Annotated in this window: 23 protein-coding genes and 3 pseudogenes; 16 read left to right on the plus strand and 10 right to left on the minus strand. The window is 43.7% G+C overall.

Features of this window, described 5'->3' with window-relative positions; translation table 11 throughout:
- Window positions 1-127 precede the first annotated feature (127 nt).
- Window positions 128-1,729 (plus strand): alpha-amylase family glycosyl hydrolase, encoded by a 1,602-nt coding sequence (locus ACYCSE_RS22190; RefSeq protein WP_459699948.1) that lies wholly within the window; start codon window positions 128-130, stop codon window positions 1,727-1,729.
- A 364-nt stretch (window positions 1,730-2,093) separates the two neighbouring features.
- Here the strand turns inward: ACYCSE_RS22190 and ACYCSE_RS22195 are convergent, their stop codons facing one another.
- The 4 genes from ACYCSE_RS22195 to ACYCSE_RS22210 all read right to left on the minus strand — a co-directional run bounded on the left by ACYCSE_RS22195 (window position 2,094) and on the right by ACYCSE_RS22210 (window position 6,524).
- Window positions 2,094-2,846, minus strand: coding sequence for an HAD family hydrolase (locus ACYCSE_RS22195; RefSeq protein ID WP_081330754.1), 753 nt, complete (start codon window positions 2,844-2,846; stop codon window positions 2,094-2,096).
- A gap of 30 nt (window positions 2,847-2,876) precedes the next feature.
- Window positions 2,877-3,926 (minus strand): 2-amino-2-deoxy-D-mannitol dehydrogenase GutB1, encoded by a 1,050-nt coding sequence (gutB1, locus tag ACYCSE_RS22200; RefSeq protein WP_069291925.1) that lies wholly within the window; start codon window positions 3,924-3,926, stop codon window positions 2,877-2,879.
- Between the two features lie 34 nt (window positions 3,927-3,960).
- Window positions 3,961-5,202, minus strand: coding sequence for an aspartate aminotransferase family protein (locus tag ACYCSE_RS22205; protein ID WP_069291926.1), 1,242 nt, complete (start codon window positions 5,200-5,202; stop codon window positions 3,961-3,963).
- Window positions 5,203-5,315: 113 nt separating this feature from the next.
- Entirely contained in the window at window positions 5,316-6,524 is a 1,209-nt protein-coding gene (locus ACYCSE_RS22210; protein ID WP_459699951.1) for an MFS transporter, read from the minus strand.
- A 489-nt stretch (window positions 6,525-7,013) separates the two neighbouring features.
- On the opposite strand from ACYCSE_RS22210, the gene ACYCSE_RS22215 reads away from it, so the two are divergent.
- The 9 genes and pseudogenes from ACYCSE_RS22215 to ACYCSE_RS22255 all read left to right on the plus strand — a co-directional run.
- Window positions 7,014-7,922, plus strand: a complete 909-nt coding sequence (locus tag ACYCSE_RS22215) for an AraC family transcriptional regulator (protein WP_250268313.1) — start codon at window positions 7,014-7,016, stop codon at window positions 7,920-7,922.
- 117 nt (window positions 7,923-8,039) lie between these two features.
- Complete coding sequence (locus ACYCSE_RS22220; protein ID WP_069291929.1) at window positions 8,040-9,104, plus strand: Gfo/Idh/MocA family protein; 1,065 nt, start codon at window positions 8,040-8,042, stop codon at window positions 9,102-9,104.
- 1,053 nt (window positions 9,105-10,157) lie between these two features.
- Entirely contained in the window at window positions 10,158-11,186 is a 1,029-nt protein-coding gene (locus ACYCSE_RS22225; RefSeq protein WP_459699954.1) for a helix-turn-helix transcriptional regulator, read from the plus strand.
- A 137-nt stretch (window positions 11,187-11,323) separates the two neighbouring features.
- The gene (locus ACYCSE_RS22230) at window positions 11,324-12,118 is read left to right on the plus strand and encodes an SDR family NAD(P)-dependent oxidoreductase (protein WP_440723561.1); all 795 of its coding nucleotides are present in this window, start codon (window positions 11,324-11,326) and stop codon (window positions 12,116-12,118) included.
- A gap of 93 nt (window positions 12,119-12,211) precedes the next feature.
- The gene (locus tag ACYCSE_RS22235) at window positions 12,212-12,514 is read left to right on the plus strand and encodes a putative quinol monooxygenase (RefSeq protein ID WP_250261371.1); all 303 of its coding nucleotides are present in this window, start codon (window positions 12,212-12,214) and stop codon (window positions 12,512-12,514) included.
- Window positions 12,515-13,039: 525 nt separating this feature from the next.
- Window positions 13,040-13,567 (plus strand): GNAT family N-acetyltransferase, encoded by a 528-nt coding sequence (locus ACYCSE_RS22240; RefSeq protein WP_459699958.1) that lies wholly within the window; start codon window positions 13,040-13,042, stop codon window positions 13,565-13,567.
- A complete protein-coding gene (locus ACYCSE_RS22245; RefSeq protein WP_459699960.1) occupies window positions 13,564-13,959 on the plus strand; it encodes an SAM-dependent methyltransferase in 396 nt (131 codons plus the stop codon). Before ACYCSE_RS22240 ends, ACYCSE_RS22245 begins: the two co-directional genes overlap by 4 nt.
- A 400-nt stretch (window positions 13,960-14,359) precedes the next feature.
- Window positions 14,360-15,127, plus strand: a complete 768-nt coding sequence (locus tag ACYCSE_RS22250) for an S-layer homology domain-containing protein (RefSeq protein WP_322175823.1) — start codon at window positions 14,360-14,362, stop codon at window positions 15,125-15,127.
- A 669-nt stretch (window positions 15,128-15,796) separates the two neighbouring features.
- Window positions 15,797-15,910, plus strand: a pseudogene (locus tag ACYCSE_RS22255) (SAM-dependent methyltransferase); the annotation flags it as partial.
- 254 nt (window positions 15,911-16,164) lie between these two features.
- Here ACYCSE_RS22255 and ACYCSE_RS22260 read toward each other — a convergent pair.
- Window positions 16,165-17,550, minus strand: coding sequence for an MFS transporter (locus tag ACYCSE_RS22260; RefSeq protein WP_322175826.1), 1,386 nt, complete (start codon window positions 17,548-17,550; stop codon window positions 16,165-16,167).
- A gap of 111 nt (window positions 17,551-17,661) precedes the next feature.
- On the opposite strand from ACYCSE_RS22260, the gene ACYCSE_RS22265 reads away from it, so the two are divergent.
- Window positions 17,662-18,549, plus strand: coding sequence for a LysR family transcriptional regulator (locus ACYCSE_RS22265; protein ID WP_322175828.1), 888 nt, complete (start codon window positions 17,662-17,664; stop codon window positions 18,547-18,549).
- Between the two features lie 169 nt (window positions 18,550-18,718).
- Here ACYCSE_RS22265 and ACYCSE_RS22270 read toward each other — a convergent pair whose 3' ends face one another.
- Window positions 18,719-19,006: a helix-turn-helix transcriptional regulator gene (locus ACYCSE_RS22270; RefSeq protein WP_322175832.1), complete on the minus strand. Its 288-nt coding sequence runs from the start codon at window positions 19,004-19,006 to the stop codon at window positions 18,719-18,721.
- 198 nt (window positions 19,007-19,204) lie between these two features.
- On the opposite strand from ACYCSE_RS22270, the pseudogene ACYCSE_RS22275 reads away from it, so the two are divergent.
- A pseudogene (locus ACYCSE_RS22275) lies at window positions 19,205-19,381 on the plus strand (glycoside hydrolase family 2); the annotation flags it as partial.
- Window positions 19,382-19,534: 153 nt separating this feature from the next.
- On the opposite strand, the gene ACYCSE_RS22280 reads toward ACYCSE_RS22275, so the two are convergent.
- The gene (locus ACYCSE_RS22280) at window positions 19,535-19,876 is read right to left on the minus strand and encodes a winged helix-turn-helix transcriptional regulator (protein ID WP_061830921.1); all 342 of its coding nucleotides are present in this window, start codon (window positions 19,874-19,876) and stop codon (window positions 19,535-19,537) included.
- Between the two features lie 106 nt (window positions 19,877-19,982).
- Here ACYCSE_RS22280 and ACYCSE_RS22285 point away from each other — a divergent pair, with 106 nt between their 5' ends.
- Together ACYCSE_RS22285 and ACYCSE_RS22290 are read left to right on the plus strand one after the other, a co-directional pair.
- Complete coding sequence (locus ACYCSE_RS22285) at window positions 19,983-20,897, plus strand: arginase family protein (RefSeq protein WP_322175835.1); 915 nt, start codon at window positions 19,983-19,985, stop codon at window positions 20,895-20,897.
- A 232-nt stretch (window positions 20,898-21,129) separates the two neighbouring features.
- Window positions 21,130-21,234, plus strand: a complete 105-nt coding sequence (locus ACYCSE_RS22290) for a DUF6254 family protein (protein WP_023988604.1) — start codon at window positions 21,130-21,132, stop codon at window positions 21,232-21,234.
- Window positions 21,235-21,671: 437 nt separating this feature from the next.
- Here ACYCSE_RS22290 and dapA read toward each other — a convergent pair whose 3' ends face one another.
- Entirely contained in the window at window positions 21,672-22,556 is an 885-nt protein-coding gene (gene dapA / locus ACYCSE_RS22295; RefSeq protein WP_459699965.1) for a 4-hydroxy-tetrahydrodipicolinate synthase, read from the minus strand.
- Window positions 22,557-22,655: 99 nt separating this feature from the next.
- Here dapA and ACYCSE_RS22300 point away from each other — a divergent pair, with 99 nt between their 5' ends.
- Both ACYCSE_RS22300 and ACYCSE_RS22305 read left to right on the plus strand, forming a co-directional pair.
- On the plus strand, window positions 22,656-23,537 hold the full coding sequence (locus ACYCSE_RS22300; protein ID WP_416145773.1) for a LysR family transcriptional regulator: 882 nt from the start codon (window positions 22,656-22,658) through the stop codon (window positions 23,535-23,537).
- A gap of 288 nt (window positions 23,538-23,825) precedes the next feature.
- A pseudogene (locus ACYCSE_RS22305) lies at window positions 23,826-23,940 on the plus strand (NAD-dependent epimerase/dehydratase family protein); the annotation flags it as partial.
- 1,144 nt (window positions 23,941-25,084) lie between these two features.
- Here ACYCSE_RS22305 and ACYCSE_RS22310 read toward each other — a convergent pair.
- Together ACYCSE_RS22310 and ACYCSE_RS22315 are read right to left on the minus strand one after the other, a co-directional pair.
- Entirely contained in the window at window positions 25,085-25,696 is a 612-nt protein-coding gene (locus ACYCSE_RS22310; RefSeq protein WP_081112483.1) for a TetR/AcrR family transcriptional regulator, read from the minus strand.
- A gap of 158 nt (window positions 25,697-25,854) precedes the next feature.
- On the minus strand, window positions 25,855-26,046 hold the full coding sequence (locus tag ACYCSE_RS22315; protein WP_235306327.1) for a hypothetical protein: 192 nt from the start codon (window positions 26,044-26,046) through the stop codon (window positions 25,855-25,857).
- Window positions 26,047-26,066 lie beyond the last annotated feature (20 nt).

A 26,066-nucleotide genomic window follows, 5' to 3' on the forward strand; every position in this document is an offset into this window, starting at 1 on the left:
TTGATACAGAGATATAACAATAAGATCGATATTTTCCACCATAATAGATAATAAATATCCCCTTTTTTTGAATTGTTTCTATTTATAATGAAAGCGCACCCATAACAATCAAAGGAGCTGATTTGTTTTGACACGTAACAAACGCTTAAGAAGATTGTCCACCGCCATGTTAACGGTGCCTATGCTCACGATGTTCGCTTCAGGTGCAATGGCAGAGCAGGAATTGAACAGACATAAGCCTCCGGTTTCTACTGGAAGCGGCGTATTTTATGAAATTTATATCAATTCTTTTTATGATTCGAATGGAGACGGACACGGTGATTTGAAAGGAATCACACAAAAACTTGATTACTTAAACGATGGCAAACCCCATTCGGGTAAGGATTTGCAGGTCAGCGGCCTCTGGCTTATGCCCCTAAATCCATCTCCAAGCTACCATAAATATGATGTAACTGATTACTATCAGGTGGACCCGCAGTATGGGAGTCTAAATGATTTCCGCACCTTGATGAAAGAAGCGGACCGAAAGGGCGTCAAGGTGATCATGGACCTTGTTATCAATCATTCGAGCAGCGATCACCCATGGTTTAAGGAGGCCAGTGCCAACCCACAAAGCAAATACCACAACTATTACGTATGGGCGAATGAGAACACAGATCTGGAAGAAAAGGGCTCGTGGGGTCAGCAGGTATGGCATAAGAATCCGAACGGCGAAGGATATTTCTACGGTACATTCTGGTCGGGAATGCCGGATCTGAACTTTGACAATCCCGAAGTCCGCAAAGAAATGATCAAAGTCGGCAAGTATTGGCTGCAGCAGGGTGCAGACGGGTTCCGGCTTGACGCGGCGATGCATATTTTTAGAGGACAGACGAAGGATGGTGCGGATAAGAACATCGCCTGGTGGAATGAATTCCGTTCCGAGATGGAGAAGGTGAATCCAAATGTATATCTGGCAGGAGAGGTATGGGACAAACCGGAGACCATAGCTCCTTATTTCGGACCACTCCACTCCCTATTTAATTTTGACCTGGGTGGAACGATTTTGAACTCCGTGAAAAACGGCCGAGATCAGGGTATCGCGACATTCGCCGAGAAAACGCTGCAACTGTACAAATCGTATAATAAGGCAGCACTCGATGCTCCGTTCTTGAGCAACCATGACCAGACCCGTGTCATGAGCGAACTGGGCGGGGATGTGCGAAAAGCCAAGCTGGCCGCTTCCATTCTTTTGACGCTTCCGGGTCAGCCTTTCCTGTATTACGGGGAAGAAATCGGCATGAAGGGAGAGAAGCCTGATGAGTATCTTCGTGAGCCTATGCGCTGGTACAAGGGAGATGGCCCTGGTCAAACGACGTGGGAGAAACCCAAATACAACACAGGCGAGGTATCGGTGGAAGCGCAGCTGAGGGACGATGATTCCTTACTGGAAAGCTATCGCACACTCATCCGTCTGAGGGAAGAACATGAAGCTTTACGCAGCGACAGTCTGCAACCTATACAAGCAGGTTCTGCCAGCGTGACCGCGTTTAAACGTACTTCAGGCAAAGAAACAATGTATGTATATCATAACCTGTCTGGAGAGTCGGTTACCTTGCAGATAAAAGATTTCGATAAGGGTAAATGGAAAGTGATCTTTTCCACCTCAAAGGATGTAAAGGTGAAGAAAGGAACAGTTACAATTCCGGCTTACAGTTCTCTAATTACCGAAGAAGACAGAAAGAGCTGAATATAGGGCAAAATTACCGTTCAGATGAAGCAAGGATATATATCGATGAATCCAGTTTGGGGTGTTAACAGCACCCCATTTTTCTATATAAGTTTTGCTGCATACGAATAGAGGATTTAAAACCGTCAGGAGATCAGTTATATGCCAAAAAGACAGTTTTTACGACAGTTGTGTGTTGAACCGGGAAATTACTCGTTTCAACTAGACCACTTGGATGCAAAGCACGCCCCTTAGAGTACACACAGGGAAGGATAAATGACATTCTCCCGTGTATATTCCAAGGGGCATTATTTAATACCCTCAATCATAGTAAAGATCGGACGATTCCATATAATTATAAAGGGGGTATACCTTCCGGTACCTTTCAGCTCTTGCTCTTAGCAAGCAATTGCTCATCGAACGGTAGATTCTCTTTGATCGCCCACAGGTCGTCATAGCTGAGAATCCAGCGATCGGCTCTGGACAGATCCTGCCGGCCGGAGCCGGGGTTGTGAAAGCCGATGCAGTACATTCCTGCACTTTTGGCTGCCTGGACCCCGTTCTGTGAATCCTCAATAACGATGCAATGAGCCGGTGCAATGCCTAGCTGCTCGGCGGCGTATAAGAAGATGTCCGGTGCAGGCTTACCCTGCAATACCTCTTCACCGGTGATTCGAATGTCGAAGTAACGGCCAAGTCCTGTCTTTTCCATAATGAGATCAATCAGCGCCCGTGGAGAGGAAGAGGCCACCGCGACCGGAATCCCTTTCTCTTTCAGCCAGTCCAGCCACCGCTCCAGTCCGTCAATCGCCACAAGGCCCTCGTGCGCAATCATCGTCTGCATCACATTTTTTCGGTGATAGGACAGGGCCTCTTCCACCGTATTGGTGAGCTGATGCCTGTTCAGCACTTGACGCCACATGGATTCGAGTGTCACTCCGACATAGGTGTGATGCTCTTCTTCCGTCATGGGCGCACCGAAATGGGCAAAGGAGCTGCGTTCGACCTCAAAGTAAATCGGTTCGCTGTCTACTAACACCCCGTCCATGTCGAAAATGACCGCTTTGACCGGAACGGACGCTGATAGGTCTCCTGTGCATTCATTATTGGTCGGTGTAACATGATGGATGCTCGTCATGTCCATTCTCTCCCTTGTTAGTAGCTAAATTTAGTTGCCGGAGCCATTAGATTGCAGTACAATCTTGATCGCCTGAGACGAAGGCTGAAGTGTCCGCTCGCTGATATTGCATCCAAGCGTCTTAAAGGCTTCATGGTAGTCATCAAGCGGATACGAGTGGGTTATGATTTTTTTGGCGGGAATGATTTGTTGCTCAATCAGGTAATGCGCCGTGGAGAACGTGCCCAGAGAATCAATCGAGCCGATGATTTTAAGGCTACGGTCAACTACCTCTTTCGGATTAAACGAACTTATCCCATCTCTCAGCCCCACCAGCATCAAATACCCGCCGCTCGCAAGCTGGCTTAGTACCTCAGTGCCGACCACTCCTGTGGTATCCACAATCATGTCCACCTGATTTTTTAACGGAGCCAGCTCATGAATGGCCGACTCCAGTGTGGCGTGCGCGGACCACCGTTCGGGAGCAATAGAATCCGCTATAGCGAGCCGTTCCTCCGAGATGTCAACAAGGCAACCAGTTATGCCTTTCGAAGCAAGAGCATAACTGTACAGAATCCCGATCGGACCTGCGCCTAAAATAACGGTTGTGAAGTTCGGCAGCAAGTGAATCTGGTTGATTCCGGTCAGCATACAGCTCAGCGGTTCGGTCAGCGTCGCTTCTTCGTAGCTGATATGGTCCTTCAGCTTGTACAAAAAACGGTCCTCAGTCACATAATAATCGGTGAACGTACCGTCGGCGCTAACTCCGGTCTCGGTTACGGATTTGTGTGTGCAATGATTCTGTCTTCCTGTCCGGCACATTTCGCATTGGCCGCAGTAGTATGTTGGATCAATCACCACCCGGTCCCCAGGCTGCAGTGAACTGACGGCTGATCCTACAGCGATCACATCCCCCGCTGATTCGTGGCCCAAGATAGTGGACGGAACGGCATGATATTTGCCACTAATGATACCTAGGTCCGTACCGCATACGCCTGTCGCCCGAATTCGGACGAGTACATCGTTATCTTTTTTTATCTCCGGGATAGGTCTTTCCTCAAGTGCGACATCCCAAGCCGATTTGTATACCAGTGCAAGCATGAATAATTCCTCCTTTTGCCTGTTAGGCAGATAGTTAGTGAAGGGTGGTCAGAACAGTGTCAAGCCGCTTGGCAATTTCGACAATCTCATCTTCCGTAGCCGTGAGGGAAGGTCTCACTTTGACCACATTGCCGTAACCGTAACGGGAGCCTCTGAGAATCAGCTGCTGTTCGGCAAAAGCGCGGTCGATAATCGCATTGCTCTTAACTGCGTCTGGGGCATTATCCTCGTCGACAATTTCCAGTCCCCACATCAAGCCGACGCCGCGAGCCTCACCAATGATACAATCGTGCTTGTCGGCCATCTCCGTCAGCAGGGTTCCGAGCAGGCTTCCTTTGGACCGAACGGCTTCCAGAAAACCGGGTTCAGACACAACCTCTAGCGTGGCTTTAGCTGCCGTAACCGAGATTAGATTACTACCTGAGGTGAAGGAGTGCTCGTGCTTCTCGAGGACATTAAGACGAGACTGCATCAATACTGCTGCTACCGGTACACCAATGCCGCCGAGACCCTTGGCGAGAGTAATGATATCTGGCTGGATATCAAACAGTTCACTTGCAAACATATAGCCTGTCCGCCCAATCCCGGTCTGCACCTCATCAGCGATTAGGATCAGCCCGTACTCGTTGCACAGCTGACGGAGACGCTTAAAATATCCTGCAGGTGGGATGATATTGCCTCCGTTGCCCAGGATGGGTTCAATAATCATACAGGCCACAGAACCTGAGCTTGCATACTCAATAGCATCCGATATGGCTTCGACGCATTGATAGCCACACTTGTCAGGCGAAGAATTAAACGGGCAGCGATAGCAGTAGGGAGCAGGTACATGAAGGGAATTTGCTGCAGCCGAGTTGGGAAACTTCCTCCGCCGGAAGGCGTTGCCGGATATGCCTGTTGCGAACTGGGTCTGCCCATGATGGGATAGATACAGGCTGATTATATCGAGCGCTCCCGTATATTTCTGGGCTAGCTTCACAGCGCATTCGTTCGCCGTAGAGCCGGTAATATCTCTCATCCATCCCGCGTCAATGCCGTTCGGCGTATACTGGATCAAATGATCCAGGACTTCCTCGACATAGGGCTCGGTAAAGGATGAGGACATGTGGGCAAGATTGGCGACTTGTTCCTGTACTTTGGTGACGACATGAGGGTGATTGTAACCGAGTGAGAGATTGAAGGTGCCAGATACGCCATCTAAATATTCCTTACCCGAATCGTCAATCAGAGTAATGCCTTTTCCGTATCTGAAGCGTTCTTTGGTTAAGGTATGCACGATGTTCCCCTCCATATCAGAATATACATTCTCATTAAGTACATCCTTAAAAAATGTACTGCCCTGCTACTACATAAAGCGGTGGGCCTCACCTCCCCCAAGAATAAAGAATCTCATCCTTCCTTGCCCTGATGGACAAGGGAGTCAACTACCCGTCTGCTCCTGCCATTCCACAGATGCGAGAAAATGACCGCCAGCAGCAAAATTAGGCTGAAAGCCGCCAAAATCCAAAGGGTAGACGTCACCGACCATTCGCTCATGCTCCAGCCTGTTACATATTGAAGCACTGCTCCGCCAATTCCGCCTGACGCAATTAGAATGCTGGTCGTTCTCTCGGTCATTCCCGGAATCAGCACGTTCGCATAGACGAGGGCAATACAGAAGAGACCGGACATGAATAACCCTGCACCAAAAATCAGAAGGTATGTAGCCCACTGACTGGAGACAAACGCCATTGCGACCAGAAAGCAGAAAGTTCCGATTCCGCTCCACAGCAGGAAAGGAATATATCCTGCGGACTCTGCAATCTTCCCTGAGAACATGCGGCCGATGATCATCGCAATCCATAGTATGCTAACACCCAACGAAGCTACGGATTCCCGAATCTGCAGGGTCTCGATCAGAATAGAGGGTAGGAAGTTCATGAGCCCCAGTTCAAGCCCCATGTAAACAAAGAAAAATACAATGAATATTCCCAGTAACACACGGTGCTGTACAGAGTACCGGGCTTGTTCGACCGATCGCTCAGAGGTTTGGAGATCTGCTTGAATAAGATGGGAAGAGGAGGAAGTAGGCATGGTAATCCAGAACAGCCCCAGAATAAACGTCAGAAGGGAGATGGTGTAGAAGGTCAAATACCACACTCCAAGCCAGATATACAGGCTTACCACTGCGGGAATGAGCAGTGCACCAAGTGCAAAATAGACATCCAGCTTGGACATGGCTACGGCTTTCTGCTCTTCGGTGAACTCAATCGTGAACGCTCCGATGGACGACTCAATGATGCCTGAGCCGAAGCCAACCCAGATGGTCATCACGATAACCCAGGTCCATGAGGGGAGTACACCCAAGATGGCATACCCTGCTACGATACTAACCAGGGCAATGGACAGCATAGACTTGCGACCGATGTGTAGAGCCATGAAGGGGGAGAACAGAACACCGACAAGAAATCCGAAAAACTGAAGGAACAACAATAATCCGCCATCGCTGTACCCCAGTCCATAGTAAGGCAGTAGGACCGGCAGTAATGCTCCAAGCACCACACTAGTAATGCCGATTAACAGATAGAAAGCACAACTTAAAGCGAATAGTCTCTTCAAGGTCCGTCCCTCCATAAGTCTATATTTTTTATATGGATTCTGTTGCATTACTAGATTATACCTTTTTATTGGAAATGTACACACGTATTTATATAAAAAATGTAAAAATAATCGTTCGACAATTTTACACGTATTTGCTTAATCCAGTTAAGGTGAAACCAGTTTACCTGAAGAAACTGCATGCGGAAGGGAGAAATAAGATCAGCCCAAATTGTTTTCGGGCGCCAAACCGCTCATAATTGAGGCATAACTTTGTGTTTGCAAAATTAGGTTAGTAAGGATACCTAACAGTTGTTTTACTTAATACAACTATGATTGATAGGGTAGGAAAAAGAATGTTAACCGCTTACAATTTAAAAGGGAGAGGGAATTTTTTCGAAAGTCGAGAAGGAGAAAAATGAAAAGAAAAGAAGGAATGCAGTGCAGCATAATTATCAATAGTCATGTGTACGGCTTTTTTGAACTTTACAACAAAAGGAGTCTACCAAAATGAATTTTTATTTAGAAATCCCGGAGCTTGACCGACATTTTCCTTTCCGGAGTTTTATTAATAAAGGCGACGTGCTTTGCTATCCTCATTGGCATAAAGAAATTGAAATTATTTATGTGACCCAGGGAACCTTGGATCTGGGAATTAACGATATTTCGATACGCATGAAACAAGGTGAAGTTCAGTTTATAAATGGGGGTGATGTTCATTATTTCTTGGCTTCTCCCGACAGCGAACGGGTGGTTATTCAATTTGATCTGAGCTTTTTTCAAGAGGTTTCCACATTAAGTGATCAGAAACGCCCTCTTAGAACTATATTTACGGAGATGGAGCAATCAAGCTGGAACTGGCCAGAAGAAACAGCAGCTAAAATGCTTCCTCTGATTCAAAGCATTTATGATGAGAACGTCAACCACCACGAAGGTCATGCCTATATGATCAAAGCGAAGTTGTTTGAGATGTTGACTCTTATTATGCGTGAAGTGCCGAGAAGCATGGCGCCAAGGCTTCCTGAAATCTCTGAAAGACCCTTAACACAATCAAAGGACACCCTTTATAAACTGGAACGTATTTTTGAGTATGTGGAATGCCATTATCATGAAACCATTTCGCTGAAGAATGTCGCTGATTATATGGGGTTCAGTCCCTATTATTTCGCCAGGCTATTTAAGAAGAATACGGGGATGACCTTTGTAGCATTTTTGAATGATTACAGACTGAATAAGGCAAAATGGATTTTGTTGAATGAAAATAATCCGATCACTGAGGTCGCAGAGGCCGCAGGGTTCAGTAGTGTAAAGACGTTTCATCATCTCTTTAAAGAAGCAACAGGAACATCACCATTGAAATACCGCAGGACAATATTCGGGAATAAAACAGCAAGAAATGAGGAGGAAAGCTTTTCATGAGATTTGTATGATAGAGCTATCCGATGAAGTGAAGGGAGAGTTACGAGGACATTAAAATTTATTGATCTATGAGCAACCACTTGATATGCGGTGGGCTTAAATCAGGAGTGGAGGAAGATGAAAATGGGCAATCGTATATACAATGTAGTCATTATCGGTTATGGAGGCATGGGAAGCTACCATGTTCAATTGATCGAATCTAATCAGCAACTTGCCGTTGGCGGTGTATATGATATTGTCGATTACCGAATGGAACTGGCTGCGGCTGCCGGCTATAAAACCTATGCCAGCCTGGATGCCGTCCTTGCCGATCAGGCCGTGGATATTGTTTTGATAGCAACACCTAATGATGTTCATAAGGAAATCGCGATCCAGGCACTGCAAGCCGGAAAACATGTCATTTGTGAAAAGCCGGTTACGATAACGAGCGCGGATTTATTGGACATTGTTGAGGTGGCGAAGAAAGAAAATCGTGTGTTTACAGTACATCAGAACCGTAGATGGGATGAAGACTTCCGAATTATTAAAGATATAATTGGCAATAAGACCGTGGGTGATCTTTTCCACTTGGAATCGCGAGTTCAGGGGGCTAATGGCATCCCAGGTGACTGGCGGCAACTAAAGGCGTATGGAGGAGGAATGCTACTGGATTGGGGAGTACATCTGTTGGACCAGCTGCTTCAGATTACGGACAGCAAAATAGAAAGCGTAGCTGCTACACTTAGCTATATTTTGGGGACTGAAGTGGATGACGGCTTTACCAGCTTTATTGAGTTCAAGGACGGTCTGACCGCAGTCATTGAAGTGGGTACAACCAATTACGTAAAGCTGCCGCGCTGGTATATTAAAGGAACTGAAGGAACCGCAATGATTAGAGATTGGGATTTGAGTGGAGAGATCGTCACCCGAAACCCAGATGTCGCTCACGTGGAACCCAAGCCGATTCAAGCAGGTCAAGGATTGACGAAAACGATGGCGCCGCCGTCTGAGGAATCCACCCTTAGGTTCCCGATTGAGAAAATACCTGCTGCTGCAGAAAGCTTTTATGAGAATTTTGTCTCCACCATCGAAGGAAAAGCGGAGATTGCGATCAAAAATGAAGAAGTACACCGTGTATTGGTGCTGATTGAGACGATTTTTGAGGCGGCAGCAACCAAAAGCGTGATTCGAAGAACTATTTAAATCCGCTCTATTTTTCGATCCATCATAAGAGAGAGATATAGGATCCTGGAGAGAACCAAATAGTATTGATCTAATGAAATTTTGGGATGCGTTTAAGTAATCAGTAAACCTTTGAAATGGTGAGCAAAATAATTTTGCCCACCATAAAACACAAGCGGGCATCGCTCCACAACCGAATTCTATTGCTTGATCATTTTTAAGTTGCTGAGATTTCGAATAGGTTTAATTTACACGTAAAGAGAAAAGAAGTTTTTACATAAAATCCGCTATTTCCTCCTTATAAATCAACATATTCTACTCTGAATTCTTCCATAAAAACATAAAATAATCCATGAGAGTGATAGAATAATCATTTGTACGAGAAAAGAGGAAGGGAGAGATCGTCACGGGGATACTTGTATTAACATCTGTAATTGTTGTAACGCCGATCAATGCTGATCAATGCAAAAAACGTTGATGCGGACCCTTCGAACAACCGAGGTGGTGCGAATCATGTTTCAAGCGGCAATGCAGCCAACAGTGATCCAATGAGAGTCACCAGGTGCAACCTACCAAGATTTGATTAATGCTGCACACGATAAAGATATAAAATCATACAGGATGTTGTGTACAACTACTCTAGCCGCTGGGGTGCAAAAGGTTTATTGTACTTGATCTCCCGGATAATCCTGCCTCCGGTAAGATCGGTGAAAACGGGCCTTTCTTGAAGCCTTAATTTTTAAATATAAGAAGCATGAAGGAATGACATTCCTAGGAGTGTCGGTGATTTGAGGTTTTAAAAACACACTCATAAACATATGGGTGTGTTTTTTGGTGTTGAGGATGAGTCGTTCGTGCCATTAACAGAATTTTATTATGATTAAGTAATTCGCCATATTCCTCTTCATTGATTGAAAGTATCACAGATAACAAGAAGATGTAACATTTTTCGCAGCTTATTACGTTAATGTAGACACCTTAACCTACTTAAGAGTATTCTTATGTGTACTTAAGAGGGATCCCATCGCAACCAAAACTAATGAATATGTAAGTAGATAAAGGAGGCCCATACGTATGAAGTCTCATACCTCTGGCCGTATTAAAATCCCGCCAGGATTGTGGGCAGGATTATGTCAGTTAGGGTTTGGCGCCCACGAGGTAGCTCGCAAAGCACGATTGCCGATCACCATTAGTACTGAAACAGTAGTCACCACCGCTCAATATTTCGCGATCTGGCAGGCATATTCTGATCTCATTGGTGACACTGCACAAGGAATCATCAAGCTTGCAACCGTCTTTGATACAGCGAAGTACCCACCGACTGTCTTAGCGACTTACCATGCTCGGGACTACCGCGACGCTCTAAACCGAATGGCTCGGTACAAACAACTGTGTCCCCCGGAAAACCTACATATCACTGAGAAGGGGGAGCACTGTACAATTGATCTGGAATGGCTGTCTCCCGAGCAATCTGGTCCGCCGATGCTGGTGGGTATTACGCTGGCTTGTCTTCTGGAGATTGGACGACGGGGGACAGGTCAACCTTTGACAGCGCAGCTTGTTGAATTTTCGCACTCCATGGGCGATGTACAAGCCCTTGAAGCATACTTCGGCTGTCGCATTCGAATTGGTGCAAAATGTAACCGATTGACGCTACATCGAAGAGATCTGGACCGTCCCTTTGTCTCGTACAACAAAGAGTTGCTGGAAATCCTGACTCCTGCTCTGGACAGATCGTTGGATGAGCAGCAGCGCAGCCGCTCAATTACTGAAATGGTCAAATGGATCCTGAAACGTAGCCTTACAGGAGGGCGTCCTGACATTCAGGCTGTGGCGAAGGAGCTCAGTATGAGCGATCGTACCTTGCAGCGCCGGCTTACTGACGAAAATACGAGCTTCAAGTTTCTATTGACACAAGCTAGACATGAGCAGGCACGAGAGTACTTGGCAGACCCCTCGCTCGATATTAAAGAGGTGGCATTTTTGATTGGATATGAAGACCAGAATTCGTTTTACCGCGCCTTCCGCCAATGGGAGGGTGATACACCTTCAAATTGGCGGACTGAACACTTAGGTACAAACTCGATATCAGGAGCACGTTAGGACTGCCTAATGAGTTTTATCATTTGGCGTGTTAAACAAGAACTTTGGCGCAATATGCTAGTTACTGGACAATCCAGACAAGATAATATAATCACTATCCAGAGCTCAAGACTGTTTTAAAAAAGGAGAAGTGTATTATGGATATGGGATTAAAATATAAAACAGCTTTAGTTACAGGATCAACGAAAGGCATAGGTAAAGCAACTGCCATTGAACTAGCCAAAGAAGGTGTTAATGTACTAATTAATGGACGAAATTATGAAGAGGTAGAACGAACTGTAAATGAAATTAAGTCAAATTTCCCAGCTACCTCCCCTCAAAATGCGACAGCCGATATTGTGGATATTGGACAAAGAGAAGCTTTATTTGAAAAATACCCTAGTATTGATATTTTGGTTAACAATACGGGCATTTATGAAATTATGCAATATGAGGACGTAGACGATGAAGTATGGGAAAAATACTTCCGTACTAACGTTCTTGCTGCAAATGGATTATCAAAATTTTATTTACCTAAAATGTTGAAAAATGATTATGGCCGCATTATTTTTATTGCGAGTGAAGAAGCAATTATGCCTTCAGGACAAATGCCGCAGTATTGTATGACAAAATCTATGTTGTTATCATTGTCAAAAAGCTTATCTAAATTAACAATAGGGACAGAAGTTACAGTCAATACGATCATGCCAGGACCAACACTCTCTGAGAATGTGCACCAAATCATTGAGAGTATGTATCCTCATGAAAATATGACTTTTTCAGAAAAAGAGAAAGATTTTATGGTTACAAACCTGCCTCAATCTGAAATACAGCGATTTATCAAGCCTATTGAAATAGGTAGACTAGCTACATTTGTATGTAGTCCTTATGCATCTGCATTTAAAGGTTCGCCAATCCGTATGGATGGGGGAATGGTACCGACTATTTTTTAGCGCTTGTGGAGAAGCTTGCTGAAATTAGCGCTGACATTGCGGAACATTATAATAAGATGAAGTCAAATATCATTCGAGGGTAGGATGAGGATCATGAACCATTTTGCTATGTATGGAAAGTTGACGGCACGTCCAGGGCAAAGGGACGCTCTTGCAGACATCTTGCTAGAAGCGGCCGATCTGTTGAAGTCGAATAATGACTGCTATTTGTATATAGTCAATGTGTCAGACGACGACCCGAATGCGGTGTATGTGACCGAACTGTGGAAAGATGCAGATGCCCATGCAGCCAGTCTTAAGAACGAAGAGGTACTGGCGTCGATACAACGCGGCCGATCGTTGATTATTGGAGCGGAGCCCATTAAACTGCGTGCTCTAGGGGGAAAAGGCCTGTAGGGTCATGATGCAGTTACTGCTACCACTGCAGCCGATCACTCGGTTGCTTTTAAGCTAACCAGCAGGATAGTCCTAATGAAACACTTTTGAAACATGTGAAAGGTTGGCAGATAAAATTGGCCCTGATATAATAAGGGTAATTCACTGAGGAGAGATTTTTTTGTCTAGAGCTGTTCTTTACTAATCCAATTCCATAAAAAGAGGTTTTCATGCACCTACTATTCGTCTGCCCAATTTTTGTATTACGGGTGGGGATTTGAAAGCTTCGGAATTAGTTAAGAACAACGGATATTACCAGATCCTTAGGGATACCTGTTATTATGAGTCCAATCCGTGCTGGTTCAGCGCGGATTTTTTTGTGGCAAAATAGCAGGTGATATGAGGGTAGGAATGACGTATGTTCATTCCTGCCCTTTTCTAATTTTAGCAAAGGGGGATAGAAGGGAATTACTCCAATTTGGTCCAATACAACCAGACTTCTTGAATGAAAGATTCAATCTAAGTAAGTAGAAAGGTGGACAATACATGAAACTTCAAACGAATCGGCTCCTATTAAAAACACTTGATCTTAATTTAATCGAAGCAGCAGCCCAACGTGATATAGGTGCTATTGAAGCTTTGGGTTATAAAACCAGTGATGAATGGCCGGGTCCTGATTTCTTTGAAGCTTTACCTTATTTTCGAGAACTTTTGATAAAAAATAATGGCACTAGAGGTTTTGATTCTTGGATCATTGTGGAGAAGGATACCCAAGAAATTGTTGGAGGGATTGGTTTTTTAGGAGATCCTGATCAGAACGGTAAGATTGAGATCGGTTTTGCAACGAATGAAAGTCATCGCCGCAAAGGCTATTGCTATGAAGCCGCTCAAAAATTAATAGAGTGGTCCTTAAATCATGAAGAAGTCCAAATCGTAACGGCAAGATGCGCACCTGACAATAACAGCTCTAAGAATTTGTTATTGAAGTTAGGATTTCAAATTGATCACAAAGATGAAGAATTGCTTTATTGGAAATATCAAATGAAGAAAGTAGGAGGGGGTCAGCAGAAATGATCCGGCGAGATCTAGGTGACGTAGATTTCATAAGAGCAAATTTAATGGGGCCTAGTTCGATTATCATGCTCGAGGAGCTATCGAAAAATTTGACTTTGCAGAAAGGAATGAGAGTGCTGGATTTGGGCTGTGGGACCGGACTTACTTCTATCTATCTGGCGCAAAAGTTTGACATAACCATATTTGCTGTCGATTTATGGATTATTGCAACTGAAAACTATAGAAGATTCAGAGAGTTTGGTTTGGAAAGCCAAATTATCCCCATCCATGCAGATGCCTGCCACTTGCCTTTTGCAGAGCAATACTTCGATGCAGTCATAAGCGTAGATGCGTATCAATATTTTGGAGCGAATGAGCTTCCCAGTCCTATGGGGTGGAATTCGCTAAACTAACTAAAAAACGATAGTTCAACGCTACCAAAAAAACAGCCGAGCGCTCGGCTGTTTTTTAACTAACGGGCAGATTACACTAATGCAGATTCCTCATCGCATGAAGCGGTTAATCGATGCTAGGGTCGAACGTACAGGCTTAGGTCAAAAGAGTAAAAAGCGAGAACGGCCCATGAAGGCCTCCACAAGCTTTCTCAATTCCCGACGGGTCTACCCGAATATGGAGAGGCTTTAGAACTTGTATCCATAACATTTTTTAAACACAGATTGTCGATATTCCAAAATACTGTTTAACAGTGCTTTTTTCTCTCTAATATCATCATTTTCTTTTGAAATGCCGATATAAAATTGAGTCTAGAGAACTATTTTATACATAAATTTTACCTAAAGGAAGTGGAAAGAGATGTTGAAAAAGAAATGGCTTATCACCCCGTTGGTTGCGACGACACTATTTTTCGGTCAATCTGCATTCGCGGCAAACACGTTTCCTGATGTGGAAGGAACAAAATATGAATGGGCTGCCGAATCGATTCGTTCCATGGTCGACAAGGGCGTTGTCAAGGGCTATGCAGATGGGACCTTCAAGCCAAGTAAAACCATAACGAAAGCGGAATTTGTACATATGTTTCACAAGCTTTTTCCAGAAATCGATCATTCTTCCGGCGAACCTTCCGACTTTGTGGATGCGCGTAAACACTGGGCGAATAAAGATTTTGCAGCAATATTCAACGGGGACTACGTCTGGCCGTATGCTGAAAGTGTTGGCGGGAAATATCCAAACTATCAATTCTATGTCAAACCTGACAAACCATTGACCCGCTGGGATGTGATGATGATCGCCTCTCTTCGGACGGATTATACCAATCAGACGCTTCATCCTGAGATTGAGGAAGTGATTTCCGCAGCTGCGCAGTACAAGGATATAAAAGTTCGTCAGGCCAATTACAATGACAATTTCTCGGCCTACTATCCGGTGCTGTACATCGACAAGACTGGAGAAGAGTACAACTATGATGGAGATTCCCAGGATCAAAAGGCAGAAGCATTCTACACCCTAACCAAGATGGGAGTCCTTACTGCTAATGAAAGATACCTTCACCCAAAAGCGCTAGTCACACGGGCTGAAGCTGTTACCATTTTACAGCGTTTGTACGAAGCTACAACGAAGTAATTTTTAAATCAATGATGATCAGACAAAAGCAAAAAAGATCCAACAAATGGCTTCATTTACACCTCAAAGGGTAGGCTGTTAGGTTTTGATAATCCGAATTCAGAAAATAAACAAATCTAAAAGTATGTCAATGAATTTGTGGAAGAATTATTGAGATTTCAAACCGCTGATCTGAACAAATCAAATCAGCGGTTTTTTTTAGTATGAACGTGGGGGAAGATCAAGCTGCATTTTTTGGAAAGTTTTTTGACAGGTCGACGAAATCGAGGTTAATATAGATCCATTAAATCCTTGATTAAAGTGGGGAATCTGAAGTATTCAAAAGCAATGAAGAATGCACTCCACACGATGCTTTATTTAATTGCCTTTGCGTCAGACAGACCGAAAGGGAATGGTTAGCTTTGATTAAAATATAGTTAGTATATATCTATTAAGTCTTTAATACTTGAAATTTTACCAAGTCGGTACATTCTATAAAGTACTGGTTTTTGTGAGAAAATGATGCACTACTATTGTGACCTGTAATCATACAAAAAGGAGACTGAACTTATGTGTAGCGAACGTTCTACTAATCCCTGGAATTCGGAAGGGTATAATGACAAGCTGGATTATGTCGCCAAGCCGGAACAAGGGTCTTGTCCTTGCTTCAGCGAGGGACGAAATCTGTAGTATTTTTCAAACATTGGCGAATATACCAGCCCGCTGGAGCAGACTGACTTCCGTGTTACGTTGGCTCAACACTTCGACAAGCCCACTCCGCTTAAGGGAAATACAGGGGCGCGATAATGATCAAACGACCACTGAATATGCTTTTGTTTTCTGAAAAATGGTATTATGGCAGTTATTAAAAAAATAGCTAATAAGGTTGCTTCACAGAGAGAAACATCAGAATCAATTAAAATAGTGTGCAAAGGTTCATGCAACCGACTTCATAAAACCGTTCGTTTAGGTGAAACGCCTTCTTTAATCCAAATAAATGACATTGGATGCATGATGATTGGTGCCGCGCAATGGTTTGAGATATGAACTTTGTGGGCCTACGACTCATACAATTGCGCTGACTTCCAGTGCTGCCGACTCATGAATACCAAAGACAATGCAATTACCGTGAGGATAATCCCAAGCATTTGAAATCCCTTGAAGCTAAACGTACCTCCCATTACAATAGCTATCAATAATGAAGAGATAATGGTTCCCAGATATCTTGATGTGTTAAATAATCCGGATGCTACACCGATTATTTCTTTTGGAGAACTTTGGAACAGGGCTGCTTGCATACCTACATTGTTCAAACCGTTGCTAATACCGAATGCAGCTAAAGCCAAACACACGCTGATAACCGGTGAAGTTGGATTCAATGTCACGAGCCACACTGACCCCAATGTCATCAGAATTGCGGACACCAGCAATGCCGGTCGGGGTCCTGATTTATCGATCCATTGTCCTGCAATTGGAGAAGTAATTAGCGAGCACAAGCCTAAGCTTAGCATGAGAATGCCTGTTTGGAACTCACTGACATGACGTACCATTTGCAAGTAGGACGGAAGCCCGAAAAAGAGCGAGTAATATAGTACATTAACGAGCATGAATTCAACATTAACCCAAGTCATCGCAGGGTACTTGGCAAATGTACGTAAAGGAATAAAGGGTGATGTCGCTTTTAACTCATGTCGTACGAATATCCCCAGCGCAACGAGACCTACCAGCCCGAAAATGACATTTCCTAATAAGATATGTCCAGATGATTTTGCTGAGAGTAATCCAACGAGCAGGGTAACCAAAGCCACTGTGAAGAGCAGAATTCCTAATGCATCAATCAATTCAAACCATTTACGAAAGGACATGTTGCGTGCTACGGATGTTGGCAGTTCGTCCTTAGGAATAGTCCTCCAAGCCAATACAAAGCTGGCCACCACAAACGGAATATTGATGAAAAAGATAGCAGGCCAATTCCACCAGTGAATCAAGACACCGCCAATAAAGGGGCCAATCGCTGCTGCTCCAGATAGGAATATGGACAAAACAGACAGCGCAGTTGCTGGTTTCTCTGTAATATGAATTCGAACAATAGCCATTCCAACCCCAACCATCATGCTTGTTCCGATGGATTGCACAATGCGGAACACGATGAGCCACCCGAAATTTGGTGATAATGGAGCTAATAATGATGCAATGAAGCTTACAACAAGCCCAGAAAGAAATATCCTCCTACGACCGAATAAATCGCTGGCCTTTCCCATGACAGGTTGTGCGATGCTACTTGCAATGTAGAAAGAAAAAATAATCCAGGAAACACCTGTAAAGTCAAGTTGGAATACATTTTGCAGACTTGGAATAGCAACAGAAACCATCGAAGAATTTAATGGGTTCAATAGTATCCCTAGACCAACTGAAATCAGTAACCACCAGCTGCGAACGCTCATTTCTGGTCCCCCCATAGCGAATTAATATCATCGTACTTGAAAGCGATTATTTATTCCAACGCATTTGATGTTATAATCTCATTGACTTGAGGGAATGAATGGGGGATCATAATGGAACTTCTTCAACTGCGATATTTTCTCGCGGTAGCTCGTTTGGAACATGTGACCGAAGCTGCACGAAGTCTGCACGTTACTCAATCGTCGCTGAGCAAAACGATTCAACGCCTGGAGGAAGATCTGGGGGTTCCTCTATTCGATCGAACAGGGAGGAAACTGCGATTGAATGAGTTCGGAAGCAGATTCCTTCACCGTGCAGAGAGGGCTTTATTTGAATTGGAGCAGGGGAAGCAGGAGCTTAGTGATTTATCCAGCCCGGAACATGGCACTCTCGAATTGGCAGTGACCACCGCAAGCACATTACCCAATATTCTGCGAGAGTTTCGGAAAAAGCGACCCTATATTCAATTTCATGTGCAAATGCTGACCACGCAGGAAATGGTAACGCTGCTTCATAGAGGAGAGGTCGATTTTTGCTTGTCCTCACCTCCAATAGAGGGAGATGACATCGAATGCCAAATCGTGTTTATCGACCCAATCCTTGTAGCTGTTCCAAAGGGGCATCGGCTGGCGGATCGAAGCAGTGTAACGTTGACAGATCTAAGGGATGAATGGTTTGTCGGTGTAAAGAGAGGCTACGGTACTCGCGATTTAGTGGACTCCGTATGCAAATCGGAAGGTTTTATACCTAAGTATGTGTATGAGGGGGATGAACCTGCAAGGCTTAGTACACTTGTGGAAGCTGAAATTGGCATAGCCTTCATACCAAGCACGGCAAGAAACTCACGGGAACATCTTAAATATCTTCAAGTAGAAAATCACGAATTGGTACGTGAGATCGCTTTATTATGGCAAAGGAGTCGGTATATTTCGCGGGCTGCTCTGGAATTCCGTGAGGTAGTTGTAGAATATTTCGGAGCAATATCCAAACAGACAATATAATCCCATATAGAAGTGAAATAAAAAACATTAACAGAAGCGGTAGCGTAGGACATGTTAACCAAACGTCCTAAGCGGCCGCTTATTCTTTTCTTCAACTGCAAAATTTGTAATTTCGATTTGTACGCTGCCATACACACATGCCCAGCTATTGAACAGTTATTAGATTGTACTAACCCATCCTTCTCAGCTGGCGAAACTGCTCCGTCGTGATGCCTGTATCCTCCCGAAATCTCTTGATAAAATAGCTGCTTTGATGAAAGCCAGTTTCCAGTGCAATCTGCTTTACAGTGAGTACCGTGGATACAAGGAGATGTTTGGCCAGCGTTATTCGGCATTGGAGCAAATATTGAGCTGGGGTGCTGCCCATGATCTGATGGAAGAGCCGGCTAAAATGAAAGGAGCTATAACCTGACGTCGCAGTCATTGTCTTCAAATCGAGCATGTTCCGACATTGCATACGAATATATTCCGCCGTATGACGAATCCTCTCATGGACGGTGCCGCCGGGAGAGGTGCCGAACTTTGAATGCTTTTATGTACAGAGCACCGGAATCTGGAAAAGTGTGTGGATTGAATATGTGAATGAGGTAAGAATCAATGAGGTCAAGATAATACCGGATATCGACCGTCATATGATCCGCTTTGACTTTCAGTCGAAGCTTTTATCGAACGTTTCCGTGCAATCACCGGAGCAATTAAAGCGACCCCCTATCTCTCGGGCTATTGCTATACACAGGTAACCGATGTACAGCAGGAAGTTAACGGATTGTTGACGGAAGACCGAAAACCGAAGGTTCCGCTTGAAGTGATTCGGGAAATAAATCTGGCTTGAAGCGATAATTAAGATAATAGAATTTGCAGAACGGTTGCATGCTGTTGTTCAGCCATTGCTGGATTCACTTAACTAGAGAGTTTAAACTTGGAATAGCAATGTTGGAAAACAGGACAACTTTTCGCATACAGGCTTTTTATTAGAAAACTGGATTTAATTTTTTTGGTTTTTTGTTCCCCACTCACATAACCCTTCCAAAACAGGTAATAACGTTTCTGCTTTATCTGTGAGACTGTACTCGACTTTAGGGGGGACTTGAGGATATTCTTTCCGATTCACCAGACCATCCGCTTCCAATTCTTTTAGTTGTGAACTCAATGTTTTATAAGTAATAGCCCCTATCTGTCTTTTCAGATCATTAAAGCGAACTGTTCGGTTTTCGGCTAGGAGATAAATAATAACCATTTTCCATTTACCACCAATCAGTGAAACTGTATAACCAAAAGGTGTATCTTGAATGTTTTTAACTTTACCTTTAAATTCAGCCATACTCATGTTTACAATATCCTTTCGGGTAGTACCTATCAAAATAGTGCGTACTACGTTTTTATTTGTGTTCAGTTTATACTAACCTTACTTTTGAAGTAAAGGAGAGAAAAACATGACTGAAAAAACAATACGTCTGTTAATGCCACAATGGCAAGGGGGAAACAATCCTAATTACTCTTTTGGAGCCGAACTGCTTGCTTGGCTAGCTCCGGATAATGATCAACCCCTTATTCATGTTCCCATTCAAGCTTATAACGGTACTCCGCTTGAAAACGAAAACGGTATGAATGGGAGAAAACAGCTACTTGAACAGTTAGAGGCTGCTCAGCATATCATTGATGCTCATAAGCCAGATCGTATTGTAATGTTTGGTGGTGACTGCTTAGTGGAACAAGCTCCATTTGCCTATTTGAACGAACGATACGGTGGGGAATTAGGTTTAATTTGGATCGATGCTCACAGTGATTTAGTTAGATATGTGGGCTATGATAACGGACATACATTACCGCTCGGAAATCTTTTGGGAGAAGGAGATGAGGAGTTCGCAAAACATGTGAAAATCCCACTAAAACCTGAAAATGTCTTTATCGCGGGATTAGCGGCTCCTACAGAACAAGAAGCAGAAGTCATTTCAGAAGCGTTTCAAAGACTAGGCATAGCTCCTGCAGAATCAGACACAGAAATGATTCAAAGACTAGGGATTAAAACTGCAGGAACCAAAGAGTTAACGAATAGTACTGAATCTATTAGAGAGTGGATTAAAGAAAGTGGCATTAAGCATCTAGCTATTCACCTTGATTTAGATGTGCTTGACCCAAAAGCATTTCGTTCTTTACTGTTCGCCAACCCTGAAGCGCCCTATAATTTTTCTCCTGCGGGAACAATGCAAATGCCTCAGCTACTTAATCTGATTAAAGAACTATCTGAAGAGACAGATGTAGTTGGATTAGGTATAACGGAGCATATGCCGTGGGATGCTATTAACTTAAAGAATCTGCTTGGAGAGATACCTATTTTAAATAAGTAAGTTCATACATGGATTATAATAGAACAATGATCTGCTTAATCATAAAAATACACCTCCGCAAACATAAAGTGCGTGAGTGCATTTTTATGATTAGCGATTTTGACATCCTATATTTGGGATTGTGATATGTAGGAGAAAATTCAACGAATTTAGTTTTATGAATGAACAGAGCTGAGAAATGACAACTTAAGAAAGTAGTATACATCACAATTTCCAAAGGAGGATATCTGTTATGGCTCACCAGAAGAAAAGGAAAGAAGCAGCCTGGAAGTCACGAAAGCAAGAGCAGCATCCCCATGGTAAAGTCAAATCGCTCAAGGAGCTGTCCAGCGAATAGGAGTGAGGAGTATACTGCTTGAAAGAGAAGGACTGTCGGTGAAATTCATCGGCAGCCCTCTTTTTGCAATAATTTCGCTTACAGGAAATAATCCCTTTAATGTTGCAGCTGGATTTACTAATAACTTTCCAGCTATTGCTTGTAAGCTTTTCAGATTGTAGACCTCATTAGGATGAAAAACTGAGTATGTAGTTATTCATAATATTCTCTTTGTATAACAACCCAATGCAGATAGCGGGACTTGTAAAAAATGTTTTCCTGATGACAGACAGTTGGGGTTGGTTGGGGATGAAGATGCGCAGCGTTCTACTAAAGAGGGTATCTTCTTAAATTCGTTTTTCTACAGGTTGCCTGTTCCGGCTAAGAATTGAAGCATCTCCTGTCCAGGAGATGCTTCTTCTACGTTATGATTGGTGAGTCTGAGATAAGCTGATTTATCAGGATACGATTGAATTCAGGAGACCCTGCTTCACCTGATCCGACAGGGGCATAAGTGGCAGACGCAATTGCTCGGCGGCAATAATCTCTTGTTGGGTAAGCCACCACTTGATCGCGGCCGGGGCTGGCTCTGCAAATACATGCTGGATCATCGGTTCTAGTAGCATAAAACTGTCTCGCGACCCGTTCATGTCGCCAGCCACAAAACGTTGGTATATATCCACATACTTCTGGATATGGAGATGAGCGGATGCAAGCATACCACCGGTAGCCCCCTGGCATAGCATGGCATGGAAATAGGCATCCTCTCCGCAGAGGACAGGCTTGGTCTCGTACTGGGCCAATTTTAAGAGCAGATCAAGACCGCCCGTGCTGTCCTTGAGCCCAATTATGCCATCTAGGTCCAGCACTTTGCGAATTGTATCTATTGTCATGCGACTACCCGTGCGAACCGGAATCTCATATACTAGCACAGGCAGGCCTACACGAGATACGACACGGAAATGCTCCAATATTCCTTCCTGCGTCGGCCGGTTGTAATACGGAGTGACCACCATGGCTGCATCCGCTCCTAATTCAGCCGCCATTTCCGTCCGATGCACCGTTGAATAGGTATCGTTCGTTCCCGTGCCAATGACGATCGGAATGGTTTTGTTTATGCTCTTCAGAACATCCTGCGTCACATGTACCATCTGCTTCACTTCATCCCAGGATACGGTTGGCGACTCTCCTGTCGTACCGTTAACGACCAGACCCTGGATGTCATGGCCTGCAAGATAGGTAACATACTTCCGGTACGAATCGATGTCCAACTTATAGTCACGCGTAAAAGGTGTAATCAGCGGTATGAAAATCCCATGAATATGTTGTTCGTTCATCATCATCAGTTATCCCTTCCCGTTGAATTAAATCTAATGTAACATAGGAAACAGCATCAGAGTTATCTATAATAAACGATGATTCTAATCAAAATTTTCGATGGGGTGGCCAGATTGGATTTCATTTATCTTCAAACATTTCGGGAAGTTGCCATTCGTGAAAGCTTTACAAGAGCAGCAGAAGTGCTCGGTTACGCACAATCCAGCGTCACGACCCAGATTCAAAAGCTGGAGAAAACATATCAAGTTAAATTGTTCGAGCGCTACAATAACAATAAGATTCGTCTTACCTCCGCCGGAGAAGAGCTGTTCAAGCTTGCTGGACAAATGCTGGAGCTTTTCGAGCAATCGAAAGAAAAATTGGCCAAGCAGGGCGGAGGCTCCATGACGATCGGTACTATGGATTCCATCGCTTCGTATTTTCTGCCGCCGTATATGCAGGCGACTCGCAAAGAATACCCAGATCTGAACATACGATTGCATACGGATCGCGAAGAGATGATTTTGCACCAGGTGAGGGAAGGGGAGGCCGATGTTGGGTTGATCCTCGCGGACGATTCAAGCAATCCGGCGTTGCAGTGGATTACCATTCGAGAAGAACCGCTTGTGCTGATTGTCCATCCGAACCATCCGCTTATCGCTAAAGAGCGAATCGACCTGAATGATCTGGTTGATGCGGAGTGGATCATGCCCGAGCATACGTGCAACTACAGACAACTGCTGGAGAGAGTGCTTCGAGCAAATGGAATCACCTATCGCGTGAGTCTGGAGCTGGGTAATCCGGAAGCGATCAAACGGAGCATCAAGACTGGAGAGGGTATATCCATTCTACCTCTAATGGCTGCGCTGGAAGAGATTGAACGGGAAGAGTTAAAGGTGTTACCCTTTGAGCATGCCGAGCTCAAGCTGGAAATTCAGCTTGTTCTTCATCCCAAAAAGTGGGTGTCCAACGCATTGAGCTTTTTTATGGAGAGCATGAGAATATAGATTTTCCTCCACATCAAAATTAATATACAATACGAGCGCTTCCTAGTAGATACCAGAAGCGCTCAAAGTTTAACGTACCGAAGAATGAGAACTTAGAAAGCAAAGATGAACCAAAGTTTATTCAAATCATCGACGTATTTTTTCTGGAGAATAAGCAATCAATATTTGTATTCACTAAACCATTCGGTTACTTAATGTTTAATTAGAACAAGATGATCGACCTTACAGCCAAGAATGGTGATTTAAGTTAATGGGAAAGGAAAAAATATAATAATGAGGAGTGATTAGGTGAAGGTTTTGGTGGTAGGTTCAAATGGACAAATTGGACAACATCTTATCCATTTTTTGAAAGAAAACAAAGAACACACAGTCCGTCCCGATGGTTAGGAAACAAGAACAAGCTAATGCTTATCATAATGGTTCCATGTTCCTGATGTTTTGGTTTTTAGGCAAGGGCATATTCCATTACTTTATCAAATAAAACTGGAGCCCAAAGAAGAACGAAACAATGATCGAACAGAATTGGGTAATAAATATTGTAGAACATACGCATCAAAAAAGGATTGGGAATATCAAGTAGTTTTCCCAAAAAAACCGCCGATATCTCTGTCCCGTAACCTTAAGTTTTTGAAAGATTTTTTAAAAGAGAGAAAGTACTATTCACAATGGTATATAACCCTGTTATCTATCGACTTCAGTGTATTTGGGTCTTGTCCAGTTGACCATCTTGCCTCCACATTCGTAAACAATACAGATCCCCTCTTAATTAAACCATTGATTTATCACCTCATCGCAAAAGGAACATTAATCACCAATCTCAACGAGCTTATTTCATCCCGTAGCATAATATTACTAAACACACAGGTGAACCCCCAAGTAGAAAAAATAGATGGAGGAATGTTGTATGGCATTTAACCAAATCAGGATATATGCTTAGTGTTGTCTTTATGGGAAAAAGTTCAAGGTGGTTACCATAAATCCCCCTCATGTGTGGCTAAGGAGGCCTGATGGTGAGGATCTAGAGATATTTTTTACTGATTTAGTGAATCACCCGACTTTTGTACTGGAAGCCTCGATGAAACTTGAGAAGCAACAAGAGAAGAAGTCATACGATAAAAGTGCTGTACAAATCTCTTCAACTGCAATTTTGGAATACATAAGATGAAAACCTGCTTGTTCTCCATGGATTCTCAGGCTACTAAGCCTGCTGCTACGAAGCCTACAGGAAGTAGACGAAAGAGCGCTGCTGATGATAAGAAGACCGAATAAGGAGAGCGTGCCATGGAAGTCCGATCCGGACAATTCGCATAGCAGCCATTGGCAGAAAAAAAAGGGTTGTCCCATAAGTCATAAAAATGACTAGGGACGTCCTGTTCTCCAATTGTAAAACAATAAGAAACCGTTCCTGGGTAAAATGGAGGTACCACCCGACCATTTGAAAGGATATGGTTTCTTTGTACATTCAATATACCATTATGAGATAAAAAGAGGAGTTACGCAGGACTATCCCTCATCCATGTTATGTGGCTTTGTGGCCAGCCCCTCAATTAATGTCTATTAGCTCTTAAACCTTCAATAAATATGCGGTGTAATCCATCAAGAACTCGTTGGCTTGTAAAGCCTTCATCTTGGAGATGGTAATCGATATTGTGAAGCACGGCCAGCAGGGCTTCAATAGTATATGAAATGTCCACCCCGGATACGTCTCCCTGTTCAACGGCCTCATTTAGCAGATTTCTGCTTATATTGCGCATCCATTGACATAACGGAGATTGCAACGGACGATGCCCGGTTGAGGCCCGGCTGACCTCACAGAGCCAAGGAACTTTCGCTTCTAAAAAAGAGACATATCTTACGATTACATGGTAAAGCCGGTCCAAGGCAGCGGTTTCTGGGGATTGATCAAGAAATGCTTGAACTTCATCAAACAAAGGTTGGTATTCTTCATACGCGATCTCCTGACATATGTCGCCCTTATCCGAGTAGCGGCGGTATAGGCTTGCTTGTCCTACTCCAGCAGTCTTCGCAATCTGATGCATATTGACATTGTCAACACCGTTTTTGATGAAAAGTTCTCTAGCCGCCGCCAAAATTCGTCTTCGGTTTAACTCCTCTCTGGGAATTTTCAGAGAGACAGATTGCGATTCTGAATTCATCATAAACATCTCCCTTCATCATTAATTTAACTGTTATTTAACACGAAAAACGGACAATATGTCCGTTTTTCGTGTATAGGACATGTTGTCCGTCTTCATATTATAATACATTTCGTGAAAAATTAAAAATACATTCATTTGGGTGACCGATGAGCTTTTTTTTATTTCTTGGTATAGTGCTTTTTGTAAATTGGAGGCAAATGCGGTTCAATGCCCGATAGGTCCAGTTCCTTTAAACTTGCGATCGAATGAATAAACTGCTCGTATGCTTTTTTCTTGTCGCTCGTCGTATCTGTTCCGGTTTCGGTTGATGCTTTCCTGCTAACTTCAGAGTTAAGTTGCTTTTGATCCATAGATTACCCTCCATCAAATA

It is taken from the genome of Paenibacillus sp. SEL1 (assembly GCF_054602535.1).

Excerpts from the sequence above, each read along its gene's own strand:
- ACYCSE_RS22280 (WP_061830921.1), bottom strand. The coding sequence starts at position 19,876 with ATGAGTATGGCTGAATTTAAAGGTAAAGTTAAAAACATTCAAGATACA.
- ACYCSE_RS22285 (WP_322175835.1), top strand. The coding sequence starts at position 19,983 with ATGACTGAAAAAACAATACGTCTGTTAATGCCACAATGGCAAGGGGGA.
- ACYCSE_RS22245 (WP_459699960.1), top strand. The coding sequence starts at position 13,564 with ATGATCCGGCGAGATCTAGGTGACGTAGATTTCATAAGAGCAAATTTA.
- gutB1 (WP_069291925.1), bottom strand. The coding sequence starts at position 3,926 with ATGCTTGCACTGGTATACAAATCGGCTTGGGATGTCGCACTTGAGGAA.
- ACYCSE_RS22215 (WP_250268313.1), top strand. The coding sequence starts at position 7,014 with ATGAATTTTTATTTAGAAATCCCGGAGCTTGACCGACATTTTCCTTTC.
- ACYCSE_RS22315 (WP_235306327.1), bottom strand. The coding sequence starts at position 26,046 with ATGGATCAAAAGCAACTTAACTCTGAAGTTAGCAGGAAAGCATCAACC.
- ACYCSE_RS22220 (WP_069291929.1), top strand. The coding sequence starts at position 8,040 with ATGAAAATGGGCAATCGTATATACAATGTAGTCATTATCGGTTATGGA.
- ACYCSE_RS22235 (WP_250261371.1), top strand. The coding sequence starts at position 12,212 with ATGAACCATTTTGCTATGTATGGAAAGTTGACGGCACGTCCAGGGCAA.
- ACYCSE_RS22290 (WP_023988604.1), top strand. The coding sequence starts at position 21,130 with ATGGCTCACCAGAAGAAAAGGAAAGAAGCAGCCTGGAAGTCACGAAAG.
- ACYCSE_RS22240 (WP_459699958.1), top strand. The coding sequence starts at position 13,040 with ATGAAACTTCAAACGAATCGGCTCCTATTAAAAACACTTGATCTTAAT.
- ACYCSE_RS22225 (WP_459699954.1), top strand. The coding sequence starts at position 10,158 with ATGAAGTCTCATACCTCTGGCCGTATTAAAATCCCGCCAGGATTGTGG.
- ACYCSE_RS22230 (WP_440723561.1), top strand. The coding sequence starts at position 11,324 with ATGGATATGGGATTAAAATATAAAACAGCTTTAGTTACAGGATCAACG.
- ACYCSE_RS22260 (WP_322175826.1), bottom strand. The coding sequence starts at position 17,550 with ATGAGCGTTCGCAGCTGGTGGTTACTGATTTCAGTTGGTCTAGGGATA.
- ACYCSE_RS22265 (WP_322175828.1), top strand. The coding sequence starts at position 17,662 with ATGGAACTTCTTCAACTGCGATATTTTCTCGCGGTAGCTCGTTTGGAA.
- ACYCSE_RS22310 (WP_081112483.1), bottom strand. The coding sequence starts at position 25,696 with ATGATGAATTCAGAATCGCAATCTGTCTCTCTGAAAATTCCCAGAGAG.
- ACYCSE_RS22250 (WP_322175823.1), top strand. The coding sequence starts at position 14,360 with ATGTTGAAAAAGAAATGGCTTATCACCCCGTTGGTTGCGACGACACTA.
- ACYCSE_RS22195 (WP_081330754.1), bottom strand. The coding sequence starts at position 2,846 with ATGACGAGCATCCATCATGTTACACCGACCAATAATGAATGCACAGGA.
- dapA (WP_459699965.1), bottom strand. The coding sequence starts at position 22,556 with ATGATGATGAACGAACAACATATTCATGGGATTTTCATACCGCTGATT.
- ACYCSE_RS22270 (WP_322175832.1), bottom strand. The coding sequence starts at position 19,006 with ATGCAATGTCGGAACATGCTCGATTTGAAGACAATGACTGCGACGTCA.